Origin of the sequence: Streptomyces sp. V2I9 (genome assembly GCF_030817475.1) — a bacterium.
Taxonomy (GTDB): domain Bacteria; phylum Actinomycetota; class Actinomycetes; order Streptomycetales; family Streptomycetaceae; genus Streptomyces.
In genome coordinates this window covers 4,785,865-4,800,521 of sequence record NZ_JAUSZJ010000002.1, presented here as the reverse complement: position 1 = coordinate 4,800,521, position 14,657 = coordinate 4,785,865, and the positions used below count along the sequence as shown (strand labels likewise).

Sequence of the window (14,657 nt, the reverse complement as noted above, 5' to 3'; positions counted from 1 at the left end):
GGCGAAGGTTCCGGAACAGGGCCGGGGAATCAGGGCGTACGCGCCAGCGGGGAGCGGTGGCGCAGCAGCCACTCGTGGTAGCCGCTCGCCCGTCGCGCCGCGTCCCGGTAGGCGTCCTCCAACTGCGCGTAGACCACGCCGATATCGGTGCCGGGCCGGAAGGCCAGCAGGAGGCGGACCGCGAGCGGGTCGCCCAGCAGCGGCCGGATCACCATGTCGTCGCGCGGACCCGAGGTCGGCTGACAGGGGGCGACGGCTTCGCCGAGCACGACGAGGGAGGCGGCGGTGAGGTAGTCGCCGTGCAGGACCGGCGGGTTCAGTCCGGCCGCGCCGAGCACCCGGCGCACCCCGTCCCACTCGCCGTCCACCGTCGGATCGACCATCCACGGATCACCGGCCAGGTCCCCCAGTTCCACCACGCGGCGGCGGGCGGCCGGGTGGTCGCGCGAGAGCGAGATGAACTGCGGCTCCCGGTCCACCAGGACGCGCTGTTCCAGCCCCTCGGGCACGGCCAGCGGGGAGCCCTCCACCTCGTGGACGAAGGCGACGTCCAGCCGGCCCGCCTCCACCGAGCGCAGCAGGGCGTGAGCGGAGACGTCGACCCGCAGGGAAATGTCGGTGCTGGGCAGGGCGACGCGCAGCCGGCGCAGCCAGCCGCCGATGACCCGGCTCGCGGTGGAGCCGATGCGCAGCCGGGAGCCGCCTGGGCGCCCGGCCTCCGCCTCCGCGAGCGCGTCGGCGACCAGGTCGTTCATGCCCTGGACGAGGGGGCGGGCCCGGTCGAGGACGGCCCGCCCCAGGGAGGTCGGGCGGCAGCCGGTCCGTTCGCGGCGGAAGAGCTCGGCGCCCAGGACGTTCTCGATGCGTCGCAGCTGGGTGGTCAGCGAGGGCTGGCTCACGCCGAGCCGCCGGGCCGCCCGGTGCAGGCTGCCCGCGTCCGCGATGGCGCACAGCGCCCTGAGGTGTCTCACCTCCAGCTCCATGCAGCGGAGACTATGACCGCCGCCCACCGCGCACCAGATGCCGCAACCCGGCCAAAGCGCGGCAATTCAGGGGGTGTTGGGCTCGCACGGATGTGGTGATGCGGTGTACATGACGTGAGCATGGCATGAAGGTGGCGGCTGACGTGCGCGGGGAAGGAGGCGGGCCGGGGATAGGCCGGCACTATCGCCGTTCGGCATCATCCCGCGGACTGTGCGCTGCCCCACACTCTTCCCCGTACCGCCCCGCGCCTCGTCCGTTCAGCGGACACCCCCACGGCGCGGGTTCGATCGGACAGGTAGGAGAGATCCCCCATGAGACACCTCAGGACCGCCGTCGCCACCGCCGCCGTCGGCCTCGGCCTCCTCGCCGCACCGGGTACCGCTCCCGTCGTCGCCGCCTCCACGGCCCCCGCGGCGACGTCCGCCTCCACCACCGTCGCCGCGTACAACGGCTCGGGCGAGAACGCCGCCGCGAACCGCGCCTTCCTGGACGCGGTGATGAAGTCGGTCGCCGAGAAACGCGCCGCCGATCCGGGCACCCAGGCGGTCACCGTCACCTACAACGCGTCCAGGGCCCCGAGCTTCCGCAGCCAGATAGCCCGCAGCACCCAGATCTGGAACAGCTCGGTCACCAACGTCCGCCTCCAGGAGGGCTCCAGCGCGGACTTCACCTACCGCGAGGGCAACGACGCGCGGGGCTCGTACGCGAGCACCGACGGGCACGGCCGCGGTTACATCTTCCTGGACTACCGGCAGAACCAGCAGTACGACTCGGTCCGCGTCACCACGCACGAGACCGGGCACGTGCTGGGCCTTCCGGACACCTACTCCGGTCCGTGCAGCCAGCTGATGTCCGGCGGCGGCCCCGGCCCGTCCTGCACCAACGCCATCCCGGACGCCAACGAGCGGTCACGGGTGAACCAGCTGTGGCGCTACGGACTGGCGGCGCTCGCCCGCTCCGGTTCCTGACCCACCGGGGAACGCCGGAACCGCACCGGCACGGGCACCGGTGACGAGCGGTAACAACTCCGGCGGTCGCGTACGTACGGAAGAGGCTCCGGGCGGGCCCCGTTCCCCGGGGCCGCCCGGAGCCCTCCCCGCACCACGGAGGGCCGTTCCGCACACGGAACGGCCCTCCGACCGGCCGCCCGACGACTCCCCCCGCCGGGCGCCGGGTGCGCCACCCGTCGGGCGTGGAATCTGGTCGCGGACGGGGGCGAACGGTCCGCCCTCGGTCATGCCCGGGTCGCGGGCGTCCGCGACCGCTGCGCGGACCCGTTCCGGCAGCCGGGCCCGCTGCGGCGAGGACTGTGCGGTGATCACCGCACCCCGTCCGCGCCGGAGCTCGATGAGCCCCTCCTCGCGCAGCAGCTGGTAACCGCGCTGCACGGCAAGGCCGTTGACACCAAGGGATGCGGCGGGCACCCGTGCGGCGGGCAGCCGCTCGCCGGGGGCCACCGCACCCTCGGCCACCGCGCGGCGCCCCGCGGCGGCGATCCGGCCCCGAGGGGAACGGTGGAGGCCGGATCGAACCGGAAGAGCAAGGTCAGCGCCCCGTCCGCTGCCGGTCGAGCAGTGTGCCGGTCAGGGCCGCACCGGTGGCCGAGTCGTCGACCGTGACGGCGAACTCGGGCCCGCCCGTCGGACCACCACGACGGCCTCTCCCGAGCCGATGACGGCACCGCTGCGGCCGGGACGGATGCCGTAGCCCCAACCGCCCTGCTCCGCGCGGGCGTTGACGCCAAGGCTGCCGCCCCCTCCCTCCGCTCCGGCGGCACCCGCACGCGGGCTTCGGCAGCGGACCGGAGACGGTGGGGCCGCGCCGCTCCACGGTGGCGTGGGAGCGACAGAAGGCACCGGTCACCAGCGTGAGGACGATCAGCGGGGCCCCGGCGAACCAGCTCAGCTCCCGGCCGACGACGACCGCAGCCGCCAGCGGGACCAGGACGGCGGACGGCGGACGCCCCGCACCGGTCTGCGGTGCGGGGCGGGCGTGGCGGCGGGGCGAGGCCCCGTGCCGTCAGGCGCGGTCCAGCGGGACGGCGTCCCGGTGTCCGGCGCCCACGGTCTCGGCCGGGCTCGCCTCGAACTCGTGGCAGCTCCATATCTCCTGGACCGTGCCGGACCGCCGGTCCCACAGCTCCAGGACCCCGCCCGCGTCCGCCGCCGAGATCCGGTAGGCGTCCTTGGCCCCCCGGAAGCAGGCGAGCGCGCCGGAGAGGCCGCGGCCGGGGGCCGGGAAAGAGCCGGAGAAGGCGCAGGCGATGCAGGTCTGGAGCCGGACATCGTCCGGGAGGGCTTGCCGGACGGTGGCCAGGGCCGCGGCGAAATCGCGTTCGGCGCGCTCCGATTCGTACACCGCGCCGTCGAGATGGAGGGCGAGATGGAGGTCGGGGTCGTCCCGGCGCAGCGAGAGCAGGCAGCTGAGCGTGGCGTGGCGGAGCGTGCCCGCGACGAGGACGGGCAGCGGCAGGTCCCACTCCAGTACGCAGTCGGTGAGCGCGCCGTCCGCGAGGCCGGGCACCCCGCACTCCGGGGGGACACCGGCGACCGGGCGCAGGGCGTCGAAGCTCTCGCCCTCGAAGTCGGCCCCGCGGACCCGGATCCGCAGCCGCTGCCCGTCCGTGGTGAGGACGACGGCCTCGGAACCCCTGGCGTCCCGGTACCAGCCGGACCACGACTCATCTGTCATGAGCAGGGACTGTAGCCCCTGCCCCGGACAGGTCCCGCACCCCCCTCCCCGAGCGGCCCACGGCCTCCTTCCGGGGCGGGGGCGAGGCTCAACTCGCGTGCGGTTCACGCCACATGGGAAACATCGGCGGGCCGTCCGGCAGGTCGACCGTACGGCCGATGAAGCGGAAGCCGAGGCGCTCGTACAGCCTCCGGCTCCGGGCGCTGCTCGCCTCCAGGTAGACCGGCAGCCCTTCCCGGTCGCACCGCTCCAACTCCGCCCGGATCAGCTCCGCCCCGATGCCCTCGCCCTGCCGGTCGGGGGCGACGCCGATCATCAACAGGTAGGCGTGCGACCGGTCGTGCGGGTGGACGGCCCCGGTGAGCCTGCCCACCAGTTCGCAGCGCTCGTTGTCCGGGTCGGCGGTCCGCCGCATCAGGGCGGGCGTGGGGTCCTCCTCCTCGGGCGCTCCGGCGGGCACCGTCAGCCACAGGGCCACGGCGGCTCCGTCCTCGGCGATGTCGATACGGCCTTCGGCGAGAGCGACGTCGACGAAGACGCCGAGGAACCTGCCGTGCACCGCGCCCCGGTGGGCCTCGTCCGGGAACACCCAGCTGCTGACCGGGTCGTGGTGGAACGCCTCCTCCATGACCGCGACGACCCGCTCCCGGTCACGCCGCTCCGCCCGCTCGATCCGTACGCCCATGACCGACCCCGCCGCCTCTCCGTCTTCCCCGTCCACACTTCTCCGTCAACCAACCCCCGGAATACTAGGGTTGAGAAAGGAAACCGGTCACACGAGGGCGTGGCCGACCACGCGAGGCGGCCCTGTTCTCCCGAAGCTGCCGCGAAGCGACAAGTAGCTCAGCGTGTAGTCAGGGCCTTGGTTTCTGTGCGGGTTCAGGTACTTCGCCGCCGGTGAGGGCGGCGAAGTCGGCGTGGGCCTGCTCGACGACTTCGGGGTATGCCTCGCGCTTGGCGTGTTCGGCGAGCGCCCGGTAGATGCCGGCGATGGACGGGCTCTGCCCCTTGCGCTTGCCGGTGGGGAGATCAGGTCGGGCTGGACCTGCTCGACGGACTCACCGAGTGCCCGGCGCCTCAGCACTGTGTGGAGCATGTCGTCGGTGATGACCGGCGGCCGGCCCCCGCGCTTGCCCTTGCGGGCCGCGGTGTCGAGCCCTTCGAGCGTGGACTCGCGGATGTTCTCCCGCTCGGCCTCCGCCATCGCGGCGAAGAACGCGAACAACAGCTTCCCCGGGCCGGTGGGGGCGTAGATGCCGGGGAGGGGGCCTGCGAGCATCTCCAGGATGAGGCCGTGGGCGGTGAGGTGGTCGGCGAGCGCGGTGAGCTCAGCGGCGTCGCGGCCGAGCCGCTTCATCTCGTACACGGTGAAGATGACCCGGCAGTGCGGGGCGTGCGCCTTGACCTCCCACGCGGTCCGAGGGGCCTCCTCGAACTTGGGCCGCACGCGGATGCGGGTGCTGATCCTCTCGGCGAAGATCTTGTCCCTCGGGATGCCGTGCCCCGCGAGCGCGTCGAGCTGGGAGTCGAGTTCCTGCCCGAGAGTCGAGCAGCGGGCGTAGCCGATGCGGATGTCCGCACTCGGCAGGTCCGGGTCGATGGGCGCCGGGGGCGGGGTGCCCGGCCGCCACGGCCGGCCCGGGCCACGGTCGGCCGGGGTCGGCACCCGCAGCGCCTTCTTCAGCCGGGGCACCAGGGTGAAGCGGCGGGCGTGGTAGGCAGAGGCGACCGCGCCGCCGCGCGAGCGGCACGGCGATCCGGGCCGTGCGTCACACTTCGGACAGGCGTGCTGTTCGACGTCGTCAGCGTCCGACCGGTCGGCTGGCGAGGGCTGGCGAGGGCTGGCGAGGGCTGCCGAGGGACCGTCATGGGCCCGGATCTTCGCATCATGCAGGTCTCGGAAGAGGGCCCGCCCCGCTTTCTAGTGAGAACGGGCTCTGAGAACGAATCCGGGATCGGTGGGGGTCTGGCGGCCGATTGTTGATCTTGCTCGCGCAAAGGACCGTTCGTGAGAGGCGCACTCTGCCGGAGCGCGCCCCCTTTCCGTCCGGCCAGGGGCGGTCGGTGGTCAATCGTCGCTGACCGCTTTCGGAGCCCGACCCCCGCCACCTGTTGAGTCACCGGAGGATGTGGGCGGCTTCGACCTGGTGGAGGTGGATGAGGATGTCGTAGGAGCGGCCGAGGGCGGTTGCCGGGTCGTCGCTCGACCAGTACAGGCCGTACGAGCGGGTGGGGCGGGCTTCGGCGAGCCAGGTGCGGGCCGCTGGGGGCGCGGTGCGCAGGTCGATGCTGAAGTCGCGGTAGCGGAGCCTGTCGAGGGTGTACTCGTTGTGGCCCTTCGGGGCGGGTGCGACGGTGTACGCCTTGGGCTGCTGGGCGGTGAAGTCGGGCAGGGCGTTGACGGTGCCCTGGTTGAAGGTCAGGCCGATGCTGACGTAGTCCGGGCCGAGTTGTGCGCGCAGGAAGGCACCGGTGGGTTCCGGGAATTCAGCCGGGTTGTCGCTGGTGTAGGCGACGTGACCGTTGTTGGAGGCGAGCAGGATGCGGCCGCCCTCGTGTCGCTGCCACCAGGCGGTGTTGGCGGCCATGGCGCGGTCGCGGTAGCGCATGCGCTCGGGGAACTGCTCATCGGGGAAGGCGTAGCCGGTGAAGCTCTGGGCGATGGCGGTGGCGTTCTGCAGGGCCCAGGCGTACGCCCGCTCGGTGTCGCGGCCCGTGGCGCGGGGGCGGCCGTGGTCGCGGAGCAGCGCCACGGCGGCGTCGGCCCGGTCGGCCTCGGCGCGGCGTGCCGGAAGGTCCTTGGTCAGCTGGCCGGCCATCCACGGTCCCGCTTGCGTTCCGGCCGCCGGCTTCAGTGCCGCGTAGAGGTCGCCGATGCGCTTGGCCACGTCGGGGCGATGCGCGGCAAGGTAGTCGGTGACGTGGCCGAAGGCGTCGGGTCCGGCATAGCCGAGGTCGTTGCCCACGAACCGCAACTGCGGCCGGTCGGGGTGGGTGATGTTGTAACGGCGCATCCACTGAATCAGGTCGAGGTACTCCTGGGTGTTCCAGAAGGCGTACTGGCCTTGGAACTCGTCCCGCATGGTCTGCGCAGGATCGCCGATGCCGCGCGTGACGTAGGCGTCCAGTCGCAGGCCGGTGCTCCAACTCGCCTCCAGGGCGAAGGTGGTGAAGCCCTTGGTGGCGACAAGATGGCGGAAGACCCGCTGCTTGAGCGTGAAGAACTCGTGGGCGCTGTGGCTGGCCTCTCCCAGGCCCACGATGCGGGCGCCGCCGATCATACGGCCGAGCCCATTCAGGTCGCTCAGGGGCTGTGCGCTGCGGTTCAGGACGTTGACCGGCTCGGCGGCCGAGGGGGTCGACGCTGCGGCAGTGCCGGTGCCGAGGGTCCCTGCGGCGAGGACGGCGGTGGTGGCCAGGCTGAGCAAGCGGCGAATGACGGGGTGCGCGCGACTCATGGCATCTCCCTCGACTGGTGGGTGCGGCACGACCGTACTCAGAATTTGGGCGCTTGCACAAGACATACGTCTCATACATGCGTCTCATGCATGCGCGCAATGCATCGGGTAGCGTTCTCGGTATGGGAAATCGCGAGGATCTACTGGCGGGAGCCAGGCGCTGCCTGGAGGAGAAGGGCTGGGCCCGGACCACGGTGCGCGACATCGTGACGGCGGCCGGCGGCGTGAGCATGGCGGCCATCGGCTACCACTTCGGCTCCCGTGAGGCGCTCTTGAACGCCGCGCTCATCGAGGCGATCGACGAATGGGGCACACGGATCGGTCGCACACTGGCCTCCTTCGGCAAAGCCGGAAGCAGCCCGGCCGTGCGCTACGAGGCGATGTGGGCGGAGATCATCAAGTCCTTCCAGGACGACCGGACGCTGTGGCTGGCCACGCTCGAAGCCCTGCTCCAGGCGGAACACTCCGACGATCTGCGCCGCTACCTGGCCGGAAGTCAGGCCCAGGGCCGCCAGGGTCTGGCCGCGCTGTTGCTCGGCACACCCGAGGACGAGGTCAGCGACACCGCCGCCCGCACCCTGGGCGCCGCGCAGATGGCCCTGTTCACCGGTCTGATGACGCAGTGGCTCACCGACCCCGCCCAGGCTCCTGACGCCTCTGAAATCGTCGCGGGTCTACGCGCCCTCACCGGCATCGTCGACGCACACGAGTAGCCGAGGCATCGACAGGGCCACCCGATCGCCGGACGAGACGGGCAGCCTGCTGCATCACGGTGTGCGGCCGCTTCCCTGCTGCGCCTCGCCGAGGGCGCCGCCGGTCCGGGGCCCTCCCGCCCGGAAACCTGTACGCCGCCCCTGCCCTCACGACGCCGCTTCACAGTCAGCTGCCGAGTGCAACCCGTGCATCGGGCGCGGTGCGGGGCTCGGAAACCGTGGCCGGCGCAGCGAGGGCGAGGTGGGAGTTCATGTCCAGCTCGAACCGGCCGTAGGGGTTCACGTGTGTCCAGAACAGCGAGGACAGGGCCCGCCGGTCGGCGTCGGTGAGCCGTTTCTGCCACTCCTCCTCGCTCAGGATGTCCTGGAGGAGCAGCGTGTCGACGTGCACCAACGCCGACCGGAGCAGGTGCAGGGCGAGCATGGAGACCTCCTGGGACTCCTTGTCGGAGCCGGTCAGGTCGCCGTCCTTGCCGGAGAACAGGTCGTGGTTGGCGCTGTTCCCGTTCTTCACGACCTGGAGACCGTCGTTGATCTCGCGCCGCAGCTCCGCGTCGGAGAGGTGGTCGCAGATGAACGTCGTACGTACCGCGCGGCCCAGCTCCTCGATCGCCCGGTACGTCGGATGCTTCGGCCCGCCGCGGGTGAAGCGCCGCAGGACCTGCTCAGCCTCGGCGGTGCACGGGCGCAGGGCGGTGGTGTACTTCACGATCTGGTCGTTCTGCTGGCGGATCAGGTCCCAGTCGATCGTCTTGGTCGACAGCACCGGCGCCAGGTGCGGCCACTTCTCGTCCTCCCCGGCCGCCGCCCGGTACAGCCGCGCGGAGCCGACGTTCTTCAGCCTGGGCAGCAGGTTGAAGCCGAGCATGTGAGCGAAGGTGAACCCGACGATGGAGGCGCCGTGCGTATCGGTGTACTGCCGGTCGATCTCACGTCCGTGCAGTGCCGCAGCACGCCCTGGATCATCGCGGCGACCTCGGAAGCCGAGCAGCACTTGAGCTGGCTGTAGACGCATAGCGACTTCTTCTCGACGTGCCAGTAGATCATCACGCCGGGCCCGCCTTCAGCTCGGTGAAGAACGTGCCCCCGCCGCCCGCGCTCTCCGCGTCCGTGCCGGCGTCCTCGGCGATCAGGTCGTCCAGCCGGGAGCGGGTCGCCGCCGACAGCCGGCCCACGGTGGCCGCGCAGAGCCGCTCCTCGAAGGTGCTGACCGCCGAGCCCACCAGCCGGGTGATACGCCCGGGCGTCGGCGGCTCCAGCCGGTCGTTGCGGCAGCGGGCCACCACCGCCTCCGCGAGCCGGTCCCGGTTCAGTTCCACCCCGCACAGCTCGACCGCCAGCCACTCGGCGAGCTGGGCCTGGTCCTCCTTGGTGCACTCACGGAAGCCGAACGCGGCCCGGATCTCCGTCCGGTGCCGCTTGATCGCCCGCCCCGACCAGTCATACGCGGCCCACTCCTCCGTGGACACCTTCACCTGCTGGGCGACGTACGACACTGCCGGCACCGGGATCTCCCCGGCGTCCTCCGGGAACCGGGCCTCCCCCTCGAAGAACTTCAGCAACAGCGCGAACCCCAACCGGTTCGCCCCCGACTTGTTCCGCAGCCGATCCTGGTCCTCCTCCAGCAGCGTCCAGACCTCGATCAGGTCTCCGGCTCCCACTCCTGCCGCACCCCGGGCTCCTTCCGGTCGTCATGACCGGACCAACCTCGTTGAGCACGGCTCTCGATGAGCCCAGAAGATCTAAAACTCTGACAAGCAGACCCCAGATCCGCTACAGAGAGCTACTTTTCACTTCGTAGCAGCTTCGGGAGAACAGGGCCGAGGCGGGGGCGGCCGGCCACGCGAGGGCGGCAGGGGTGGCGGGCGGGCACGCGGCGGACGACCGGCCACGCGAGGCAGGGCGACCGGCCACACGACGTGCGGGCGACCGGCCACGCGCCGCTGCGCGGCCGGTCACCCGCCGCGGCTCAGCTGGTGCGCCGGGTCACGAATTCGGCCAGGGCGAGCAGGTCGCCCGCCGCGCTCGGGTCGGGGACCGCCCGCGAGAGGTGGTGGACCGCGCGGGCCATCCGGTCGGCGGCTCCGGCCTGGGCCCAGTCACGGCCGCCGGCCCGGTCCACCGCCTCGGCCGCCCGGCTCACCTCTGCGGCGGTGTTCATCGGGCCCCGGTAGAGCGCGGCGAGTTCGGCGGCGGCCGGGGTGCCGGAGGTCAGGGCGGCGACCACGGGCAAGGACTTCTTGTGGGCGGACAGGTCGGCACCGACGGGTTTGCCGGTGCGCTCCGGGTCGCCCCAGATGCCGATCAGGTCGTCGATGAGCTGGAACGAGAGCCCGGCCTCCCGTCCGAAGCCGTCCATCGCGCGGACCGCCCGGTCCTCCGCGCCCGCGTAGAGCGCTCCGAGCGCACAGGCGCAGCCGAGCAGGGCGCCGGTCTTCGCGGCCGCCATGGTGAGGCATTCGTCGAGCGTGACCTCGTCGGGCCCGCGCTCCTCGAAGGCGCAGTCCGCCTGCTGGCCCGCGCACAGCTCGATGACACAGGCGGAGAGGCGGGCCACGGCGCGCGCGGCGGCCGGGTGCGGGTCCTCGGCCAGCAGCCGCTGGGCGAGGGCGAGCAGGGCGTCGCCGGTGATGATGGCATCCGGGATGCCGAAGACCGCCCAGGCGGTGGGCCGGTGCCGGCGGGTGGTGTCCTCGTCGATGACGTCGTCGTGGAGCAGGGTGAAGTTGTGGGCGAGCTCGACGGCGACGGCGGCCCGCACGGCCCGGTCCGGATCGCCGCCCAGCGCTCGGGCGGCGGCCAGCACGAGGGCGGGTCTGATGGCCTTCCCGGCCTGGCCGGCGGCCGGGGTCCCGTCGGCGTTCTGCCAGCCGAAGTGGTACATCGCGATCCGGCGTATGCCGCCCGGCAGCGACTCGACGGCCGCTCGCAGGTGCGGGTCCACGACGGCGCGGGTGCGCTCCAGGAGCGCCGCGGCCTCGTGCCCTTCCGTCGCTGCGTCCGTACTGGTCATGGTCACGGTCACTCCCTGGGGCGAGGCGATGGGTGCGGGGGCCCGGGGGCCCGGACGGCAGCTGCCGTCCGGGCCCCCGGAGGTGACGCGGGGTCAGCTCCAGCGGCTGACCTCGACGTTCTCCAGCACTCCGAGGGCGTCCGGTACCAGGATGGGCGGCGGAGTAGTACGCCGTCACCAGGTAGGAGATGATCGCCTGTTCGTCGATGCCCATGAAGCGGACCGAGAGGCTCGGCTCGATCTCGTCGGGGATGCCGGTCTGCTGGAGGCCGATGACGCCCTGTTCGGCCTCGCCGGTCCTCATGCAGATGATGGAGGTGGTGCGGGCGTCGGAGATGGGGATCTTGTTGGACGGGAAGATCGGCACCCCGCGCCAGGCGGGCACGTGGTGGCCGCCGACGTCGACGCTCTCGGGGACGAGCCCGCGGCGGTTGCACTCGCGGCCGAAGGCGGCGATGGCCTTGGGGTGGGCGAGGAACAGCTTCGAGCCGCGGCGGCGCGAGAGCAGTTCGTCCAGGTCGTCGGGGCTGGGCGCGCCGTCGTGCGGCTGGATCCGCTGCCCGTAGTCGCAGTTGTTGAGCAGGCCGAACTCCTTGTTGTTGATGAGTTCGTGCTCCTGGCGCTCGCGCAGCGCCTCGACCGTGAGCCGCAACTGCTGCTCGGTCTGGTTCATCGGCTGGTTGTAGAGGTCGGCGACCCGGCTGTGCACCTTCAGCACGGTCTGCGCGACGCTCAGTTCGTACTCGCGGGGCGCGGCGTCGTAGTCGACGAAGGTGTGCGGGACGACCGCTTCGCCGACATGGCCGGCGGAGAGGTCGATCGCCGCCTCGCCGTAGCGGTTGGTGCGCTGCTGCGGGATGGAGAGCAGGCCGGTGAGGTGGCCCTGCAGGGATGCGGCGCGCTCCGCGAGGTTGTACACGTCGGCGCGGCTCAGGGTCAGGAGCGTGCACGGGGTGACGGCGCGGGCGGTGTACTCCCAGACGGCCTCGCCGTCGACCAGGCTCTGGTCACCGAAATACGCGCCGTCCGCGAGGACTCCGAGGTCGGTCTCGTCCCCGTAGGGGCCGGTGCCGATCTTCGCGACCTTGCCGTGCGCCAGCAGGAAGACCCGGTCCGCCGCGTCGCCGGATGCGGCGAGCACCTCCCCCGCGGCCACGTCGCGCTGCTCGCAGCGGCGGGCGAGCTCGGCGAGGACCTCCTCGTCGCCGAAGTCCCTCAGGGCGGGCAGCTCTCCGAGTTCCGCGGGGATCACGGAGACCCGGTCCCCGGTCTGAACGAAGGTCACCCGGCCGTCGCCGACCGCATAGCTGAGCCGACGGTTCACCCGGTACGTGCCGCCCTGCACCTGCACCCAGGGCAGCATCTTCAGCAGCCACCGGGAGGAGATCTCCTGCATCTGCGGCGCGGACTTGGTGGTCGTCGCGAGGTTCCGCGCAGCCGCCGTCCCCAGACTCTGCTGCGGCGGCGCCTGCGTGTCGCGAACCTCTTCACCAACGGACATCTGACGTCCTCTCGATCATGGGCTGACCTGCGTCCACGAGCCTTTCAGCGCGGAGCCCACGCCGCCATTACACAAAAGAGTGCGACTAATCCCCCTCCGTGCGGGGCACGTTGGCCCCTGTCACCGCACGACCCCCTTAATTCGCATCCGGCATACCACTTATCTACGCTGAGCCCATGCGGCTGACGAGATTCACCGACGTGGCCCTCCGCGTCCTCATGCGGCTGGCGGTCGCCGATGGCGGGGAAGCGCCGACCACGCGCGAGGTGGCGGCCTCCATGCGGGTCCCGTACACGCATGCCGCGAAGGTCGTCGCCCGCCTCCAGCACCTCGGCCTCCTCGACGCCCGGCGCGGCCGGGGCGGCGGGCTCACCCTGACCTCCGCCGGGCACTGCGCATCGATCGGCTCGCTGGTGCGGGAGCTGGAGGGGCCGGTGGAGGAGGTCGTCGAGTGCGAGGGCGACACCCCCTGCCCCCTCCGCTCGGGCTGCCGGCTGCGCGGAGCCCTGCACCGGGCGCGGGACGCGTTCTACGCGACCCTGGAGCCGATCACCGTCGCGGACCTCGTCGCCTCACCCACCGGCCCCCTGCTCCTGGGCATCGGCAGCGGCCCGCCCCCCCGAGCGCCCCGCCTGATCGCGCCCGCCGCACCGGCGGGCCGTTCTCGGACCGACAACAAGCACCAGGTGGTGCACACCCGTCTGTTCGCGGCCATCGCCGAGGTCCTGGGCGACGCCGTCACCCCCGAGGTCGCCGCAGCCCGGGACGAGGTCTACTGGCTGATGGCGCACGCCCTCATCGCCATCGAGGCGCGGCTCCATGCCCAGCAGGGCGTGACCGCGGCGACGTGTGGCGCACCTGGGAGGTGGCCGCCCGGGTCGAGGAGACCGAGGACGTCGCCGCCTTCGTGCTGCGTCCCGCCGACGACGCGCCCGCGCCCGCCTTCCGGCCCGGCCAGTACGTCTCCGTCCAGGTGGAACTCCCGGACGGAGCCCGCCGGATACGCCAGTACAGCATCGTGGGCGCCCCCTCCGACCGGCTGCGGTCGATCGCCGTGAAGCGGGTGCGCGGGCAGGGGACGCCGGACGGCGAGGTCCCCCGCCCCCTGCACGAGCACACCCGCGCGGGCGACCTGCTGCGCGTCTCCGCCCCCTGCGGGGACCTGGTGCTCGACGACCTGGACGCGCGCCTGCTGCTGGCCTCGGCGGGCATCGGCCGCACCTCCGTGGTGGCGATGCTGGACCACCTCGCGCAGGAGGGCCACCAGGGTCCGGTCACCGCCGTGCACGGCGACCGCTCCCCGGCCGGCCTCCTCCTGGGCCGACGCCGGTACGGCGCCGGCCCGGCGGGCGGGCGACAATGGGCGGATGACCTGCCGGCCCCGCCTCGACGCCCTGCTGCGGCCACGGGTGCCCTCCCCCCTGCGGGAGGCCCACGACCAGCGCTTCGCGCGCCACGGGGTGCGGCTGTTCCTCAAGCGGGACGACCTGATCCACCCCGACCTGCCCGGCAACAAGTGGCGCAAGCTCGCGCCCAACCTGGAGGCGGCCGCCGGGCGGACCGTGCTCACGTTCGGCGGCGCGTACTCCAACCACCTCCGCGCCACCGCGGCGGCCGGACGGCTGCTGGGCTTCCCCACGATCGGCGTCGTCCGCGGCGACGAGCTGGCCCACCGTCCGCTCAACCCCTCGCTGGCCCGGTGCGCGGCCGACGGGATGCGGCTGCACTTCGTGGACCGTACGACGTACCGGGCGAAGGGCTCCCCCGAGGTCCTCACGGGGCTGCTGAGCCTGTTCGGGGACGCCATGGTGATCCCGGAGGGCGGCAGCAACGCCCTGGCCGCACAGGGCTGTACGGCGCTGGGGCGCGAGCTGAGCGGTGCGGTGGACGTGGCGGCGGTGGCCTGCGGGACGGGTGGCACCCTGGCCGGGCTCGCCGCGGGTCTGGACCCCGGACAGCGGGCGCTGGGCGTGCCGGTGGTCGGCGGCGGCTTCCTGGCGGGGGAGGTGGCGCGGCTCCAGCGCGAGGCGTTCGGCTCCCCGGCGGGGAACTGGACGCTGGAGGAGCACTTCACCTTCGGCGGCTACGCCCGTACGACCCCGGAGCTGGACGCCTTCGCCGCGGACTTCGAGGACCGGCACGGGCTGCCCGTGGAGCGCGTCTACGTCGCCAAGCTGCTGTTCGCGCTGACCGCGTTGGCCGGGGAGGGGGCGTTCGCGCCGGGCACCCGCGTGGCCGCCGTGGTCACCGGCGCCCCGGACGGGCCGCATCGGGGACCGTCCGCCTCCCGGTAGACC

Annotated in this window: 10 protein-coding genes and 5 pseudogenes; 5 read left to right on the top strand and 10 right to left on the bottom strand. The window is 72.6% G+C overall.

Annotation, left to right across the window (positions count from 1 at the left end):
* Positions 1–29 precede the first annotated feature (29 nt).
* Positions 30–983: a LysR family transcriptional regulator gene (locus QFZ71_RS21300; RefSeq protein WP_307669767.1), complete on the bottom strand. Its 954-nt coding sequence runs from the start codon at positions 981–983 to the stop codon at positions 30–32.
* 312 nt (positions 984–1,295) lie between these two features.
* On the opposite strand from QFZ71_RS21300, the gene snpA reads away from it, so the two are divergent.
* Positions 1,296–1,952, top strand: coding sequence for a snapalysin (gene snpA, locus QFZ71_RS21295; protein WP_307669766.1), 657 nt, complete (start codon positions 1,296–1,298; stop codon positions 1,950–1,952).
* 228 nt (positions 1,953–2,180) lie between these two features.
* On the opposite strand, the pseudogene QFZ71_RS21290 reads toward snpA, so the two are convergent.
* From QFZ71_RS21290 to QFZ71_RS21265, 5 genes and pseudogenes are all read right to left on the bottom strand, one after another.
* Positions 2,181–2,527: pseudogene (locus tag QFZ71_RS21290) on the bottom strand (GntR family transcriptional regulator); the annotation flags it as partial.
* Between the two features lie 476 nt (positions 2,528–3,003).
* Positions 3,004–3,675, bottom strand: coding sequence for a DUF6304 family protein (locus QFZ71_RS21280; protein ID WP_307669765.1), 672 nt, complete (start codon positions 3,673–3,675; stop codon positions 3,004–3,006).
* Positions 3,676–3,763: 88 nt separating this feature from the next.
* On the bottom strand, positions 3,764–4,360 hold the full coding sequence (locus tag QFZ71_RS21275) for an N-acetyltransferase (RefSeq protein ID WP_307671539.1): 597 nt from the start codon (positions 4,358–4,360) through the stop codon (positions 3,764–3,766).
* Between the two features lie 87 nt (positions 4,361–4,447).
* Positions 4,448–5,368, bottom strand: coding sequence for a recombinase family protein (locus tag QFZ71_RS21270; RefSeq protein ID WP_307669764.1), 921 nt, complete (start codon positions 5,366–5,368; stop codon positions 4,448–4,450).
* A 424-nt stretch (positions 5,369–5,792) separates the two neighbouring features.
* On the bottom strand, positions 5,793–7,133 hold the full coding sequence (locus tag QFZ71_RS21265; protein WP_307669763.1) for an erythromycin esterase family protein: 1,341 nt from the start codon (positions 7,131–7,133) through the stop codon (positions 5,793–5,795).
* A gap of 122 nt (positions 7,134–7,255) precedes the next feature.
* Here QFZ71_RS21265 and QFZ71_RS21260 point away from each other — a divergent pair, with 122 nt between their 5' ends.
* Positions 7,256–7,846, top strand: coding sequence for a TetR/AcrR family transcriptional regulator (locus tag QFZ71_RS21260; RefSeq protein ID WP_307669762.1), 591 nt, complete (start codon positions 7,256–7,258; stop codon positions 7,844–7,846).
* A gap of 166 nt (positions 7,847–8,012) precedes the next feature.
* On the opposite strand, the pseudogene QFZ71_RS21255 reads toward QFZ71_RS21260, so the two are convergent.
* The 4 genes and pseudogenes from QFZ71_RS21255 to QFZ71_RS21240 all read right to left on the bottom strand — a co-directional run bounded on the left by QFZ71_RS21255 (position 8,013) and on the right by QFZ71_RS21240 (position 12,360).
* A pseudogene (locus tag QFZ71_RS21255) lies at positions 8,013–8,893 on the bottom strand (Tn3 family transposase).
* Positions 8,893–9,507: a DUF4158 domain-containing protein gene (locus QFZ71_RS21250; RefSeq protein ID WP_307669761.1), complete on the bottom strand. Its 615-nt coding sequence runs from the start codon at positions 9,505–9,507 to the stop codon at positions 8,893–8,895. The pseudogene QFZ71_RS21255 and the gene QFZ71_RS21250 overlap by 1 nt, the downstream one beginning before the upstream one ends.
* Positions 9,508–9,815: 308 nt before the next feature.
* Positions 9,816–10,859: a family 2 encapsulin nanocompartment cargo protein polyprenyl transferase gene (locus QFZ71_RS21245; protein WP_307669760.1), complete on the bottom strand. Its 1,044-nt coding sequence runs from the start codon at positions 10,857–10,859 to the stop codon at positions 9,816–9,818.
* A 93-nt stretch (positions 10,860–10,952) separates the two neighbouring features.
* Positions 10,953–12,360 (bottom strand): annotated as a pseudogene (locus QFZ71_RS21240) (family 2B encapsulin nanocompartment shell protein).
* A 176-nt stretch (positions 12,361–12,536) separates the two neighbouring features.
* On the opposite strand from QFZ71_RS21240, the pseudogene QFZ71_RS21235 reads away from it, so the two are divergent.
* The 3 genes and pseudogenes from QFZ71_RS21235 to QFZ71_RS21225 all read left to right on the top strand — a co-directional run.
* A pseudogene (locus QFZ71_RS21235) lies at positions 12,537–12,980 on the top strand (Rrf2 family transcriptional regulator); the annotation flags it as partial.
* 57 nt (positions 12,981–13,037) lie between these two features.
* Positions 13,038–13,666, top strand: a pseudogene (locus tag QFZ71_RS21230) (FAD-binding oxidoreductase); the annotation flags it as partial.
* A gap of 61 nt (positions 13,667–13,727) precedes the next feature.
* The gene (locus QFZ71_RS21225; protein WP_307669759.1) at positions 13,728–14,654 is read left to right on the top strand and encodes a 1-aminocyclopropane-1-carboxylate deaminase/D-cysteine desulfhydrase; all 927 of its coding nucleotides are present in this window, start codon (positions 13,728–13,730) and stop codon (positions 14,652–14,654) included.
* Positions 14,655–14,657: the final 3 nt, after the last annotated feature.

What these genes read in the sequence shown, in the direction of transcription:
- QFZ71_RS21225 (WP_307669759.1), top strand. Translation starts at nt 13,728, where the DNA reads ATGACCTGCCGGCCCCGCCTCGACGCCCTGCTGCGGCCACGGGTGCCC.
- snpA (WP_307669766.1), top strand. Translation starts at nt 1,296, where the DNA reads ATGAGACACCTCAGGACCGCCGTCGCCACCGCCGCCGTCGGCCTCGGC.
- QFZ71_RS21260 (WP_307669762.1), top strand. Translation starts at nt 7,256, where the DNA reads ATGGGAAATCGCGAGGATCTACTGGCGGGAGCCAGGCGCTGCCTGGAG.
- QFZ71_RS21245 (WP_307669760.1), bottom strand. Translation starts at nt 10,859, where the DNA reads ATGACCAGTACGGACGCAGCGACGGAAGGGCACGAGGCCGCGGCGCTC.
- QFZ71_RS21265 (WP_307669763.1), bottom strand. Translation starts at nt 7,133, where the DNA reads ATGAGTCGCGCGCACCCCGTCATTCGCCGCTTGCTCAGCCTGGCCACC.
- QFZ71_RS21280 (WP_307669765.1), bottom strand. Translation starts at nt 3,675, where the DNA reads ATGACAGATGAGTCGTGGTCCGGCTGGTACCGGGACGCCAGGGGTTCC.
- QFZ71_RS21300 (WP_307669767.1), bottom strand. Translation starts at nt 983, where the DNA reads ATGGAGCTGGAGGTGAGACACCTCAGGGCGCTGTGCGCCATCGCGGAC.
- QFZ71_RS21275 (WP_307671539.1), bottom strand. Translation starts at nt 4,360, where the DNA reads ATGGGCGTACGGATCGAGCGGGCGGAGCGGCGTGACCGGGAGCGGGTC.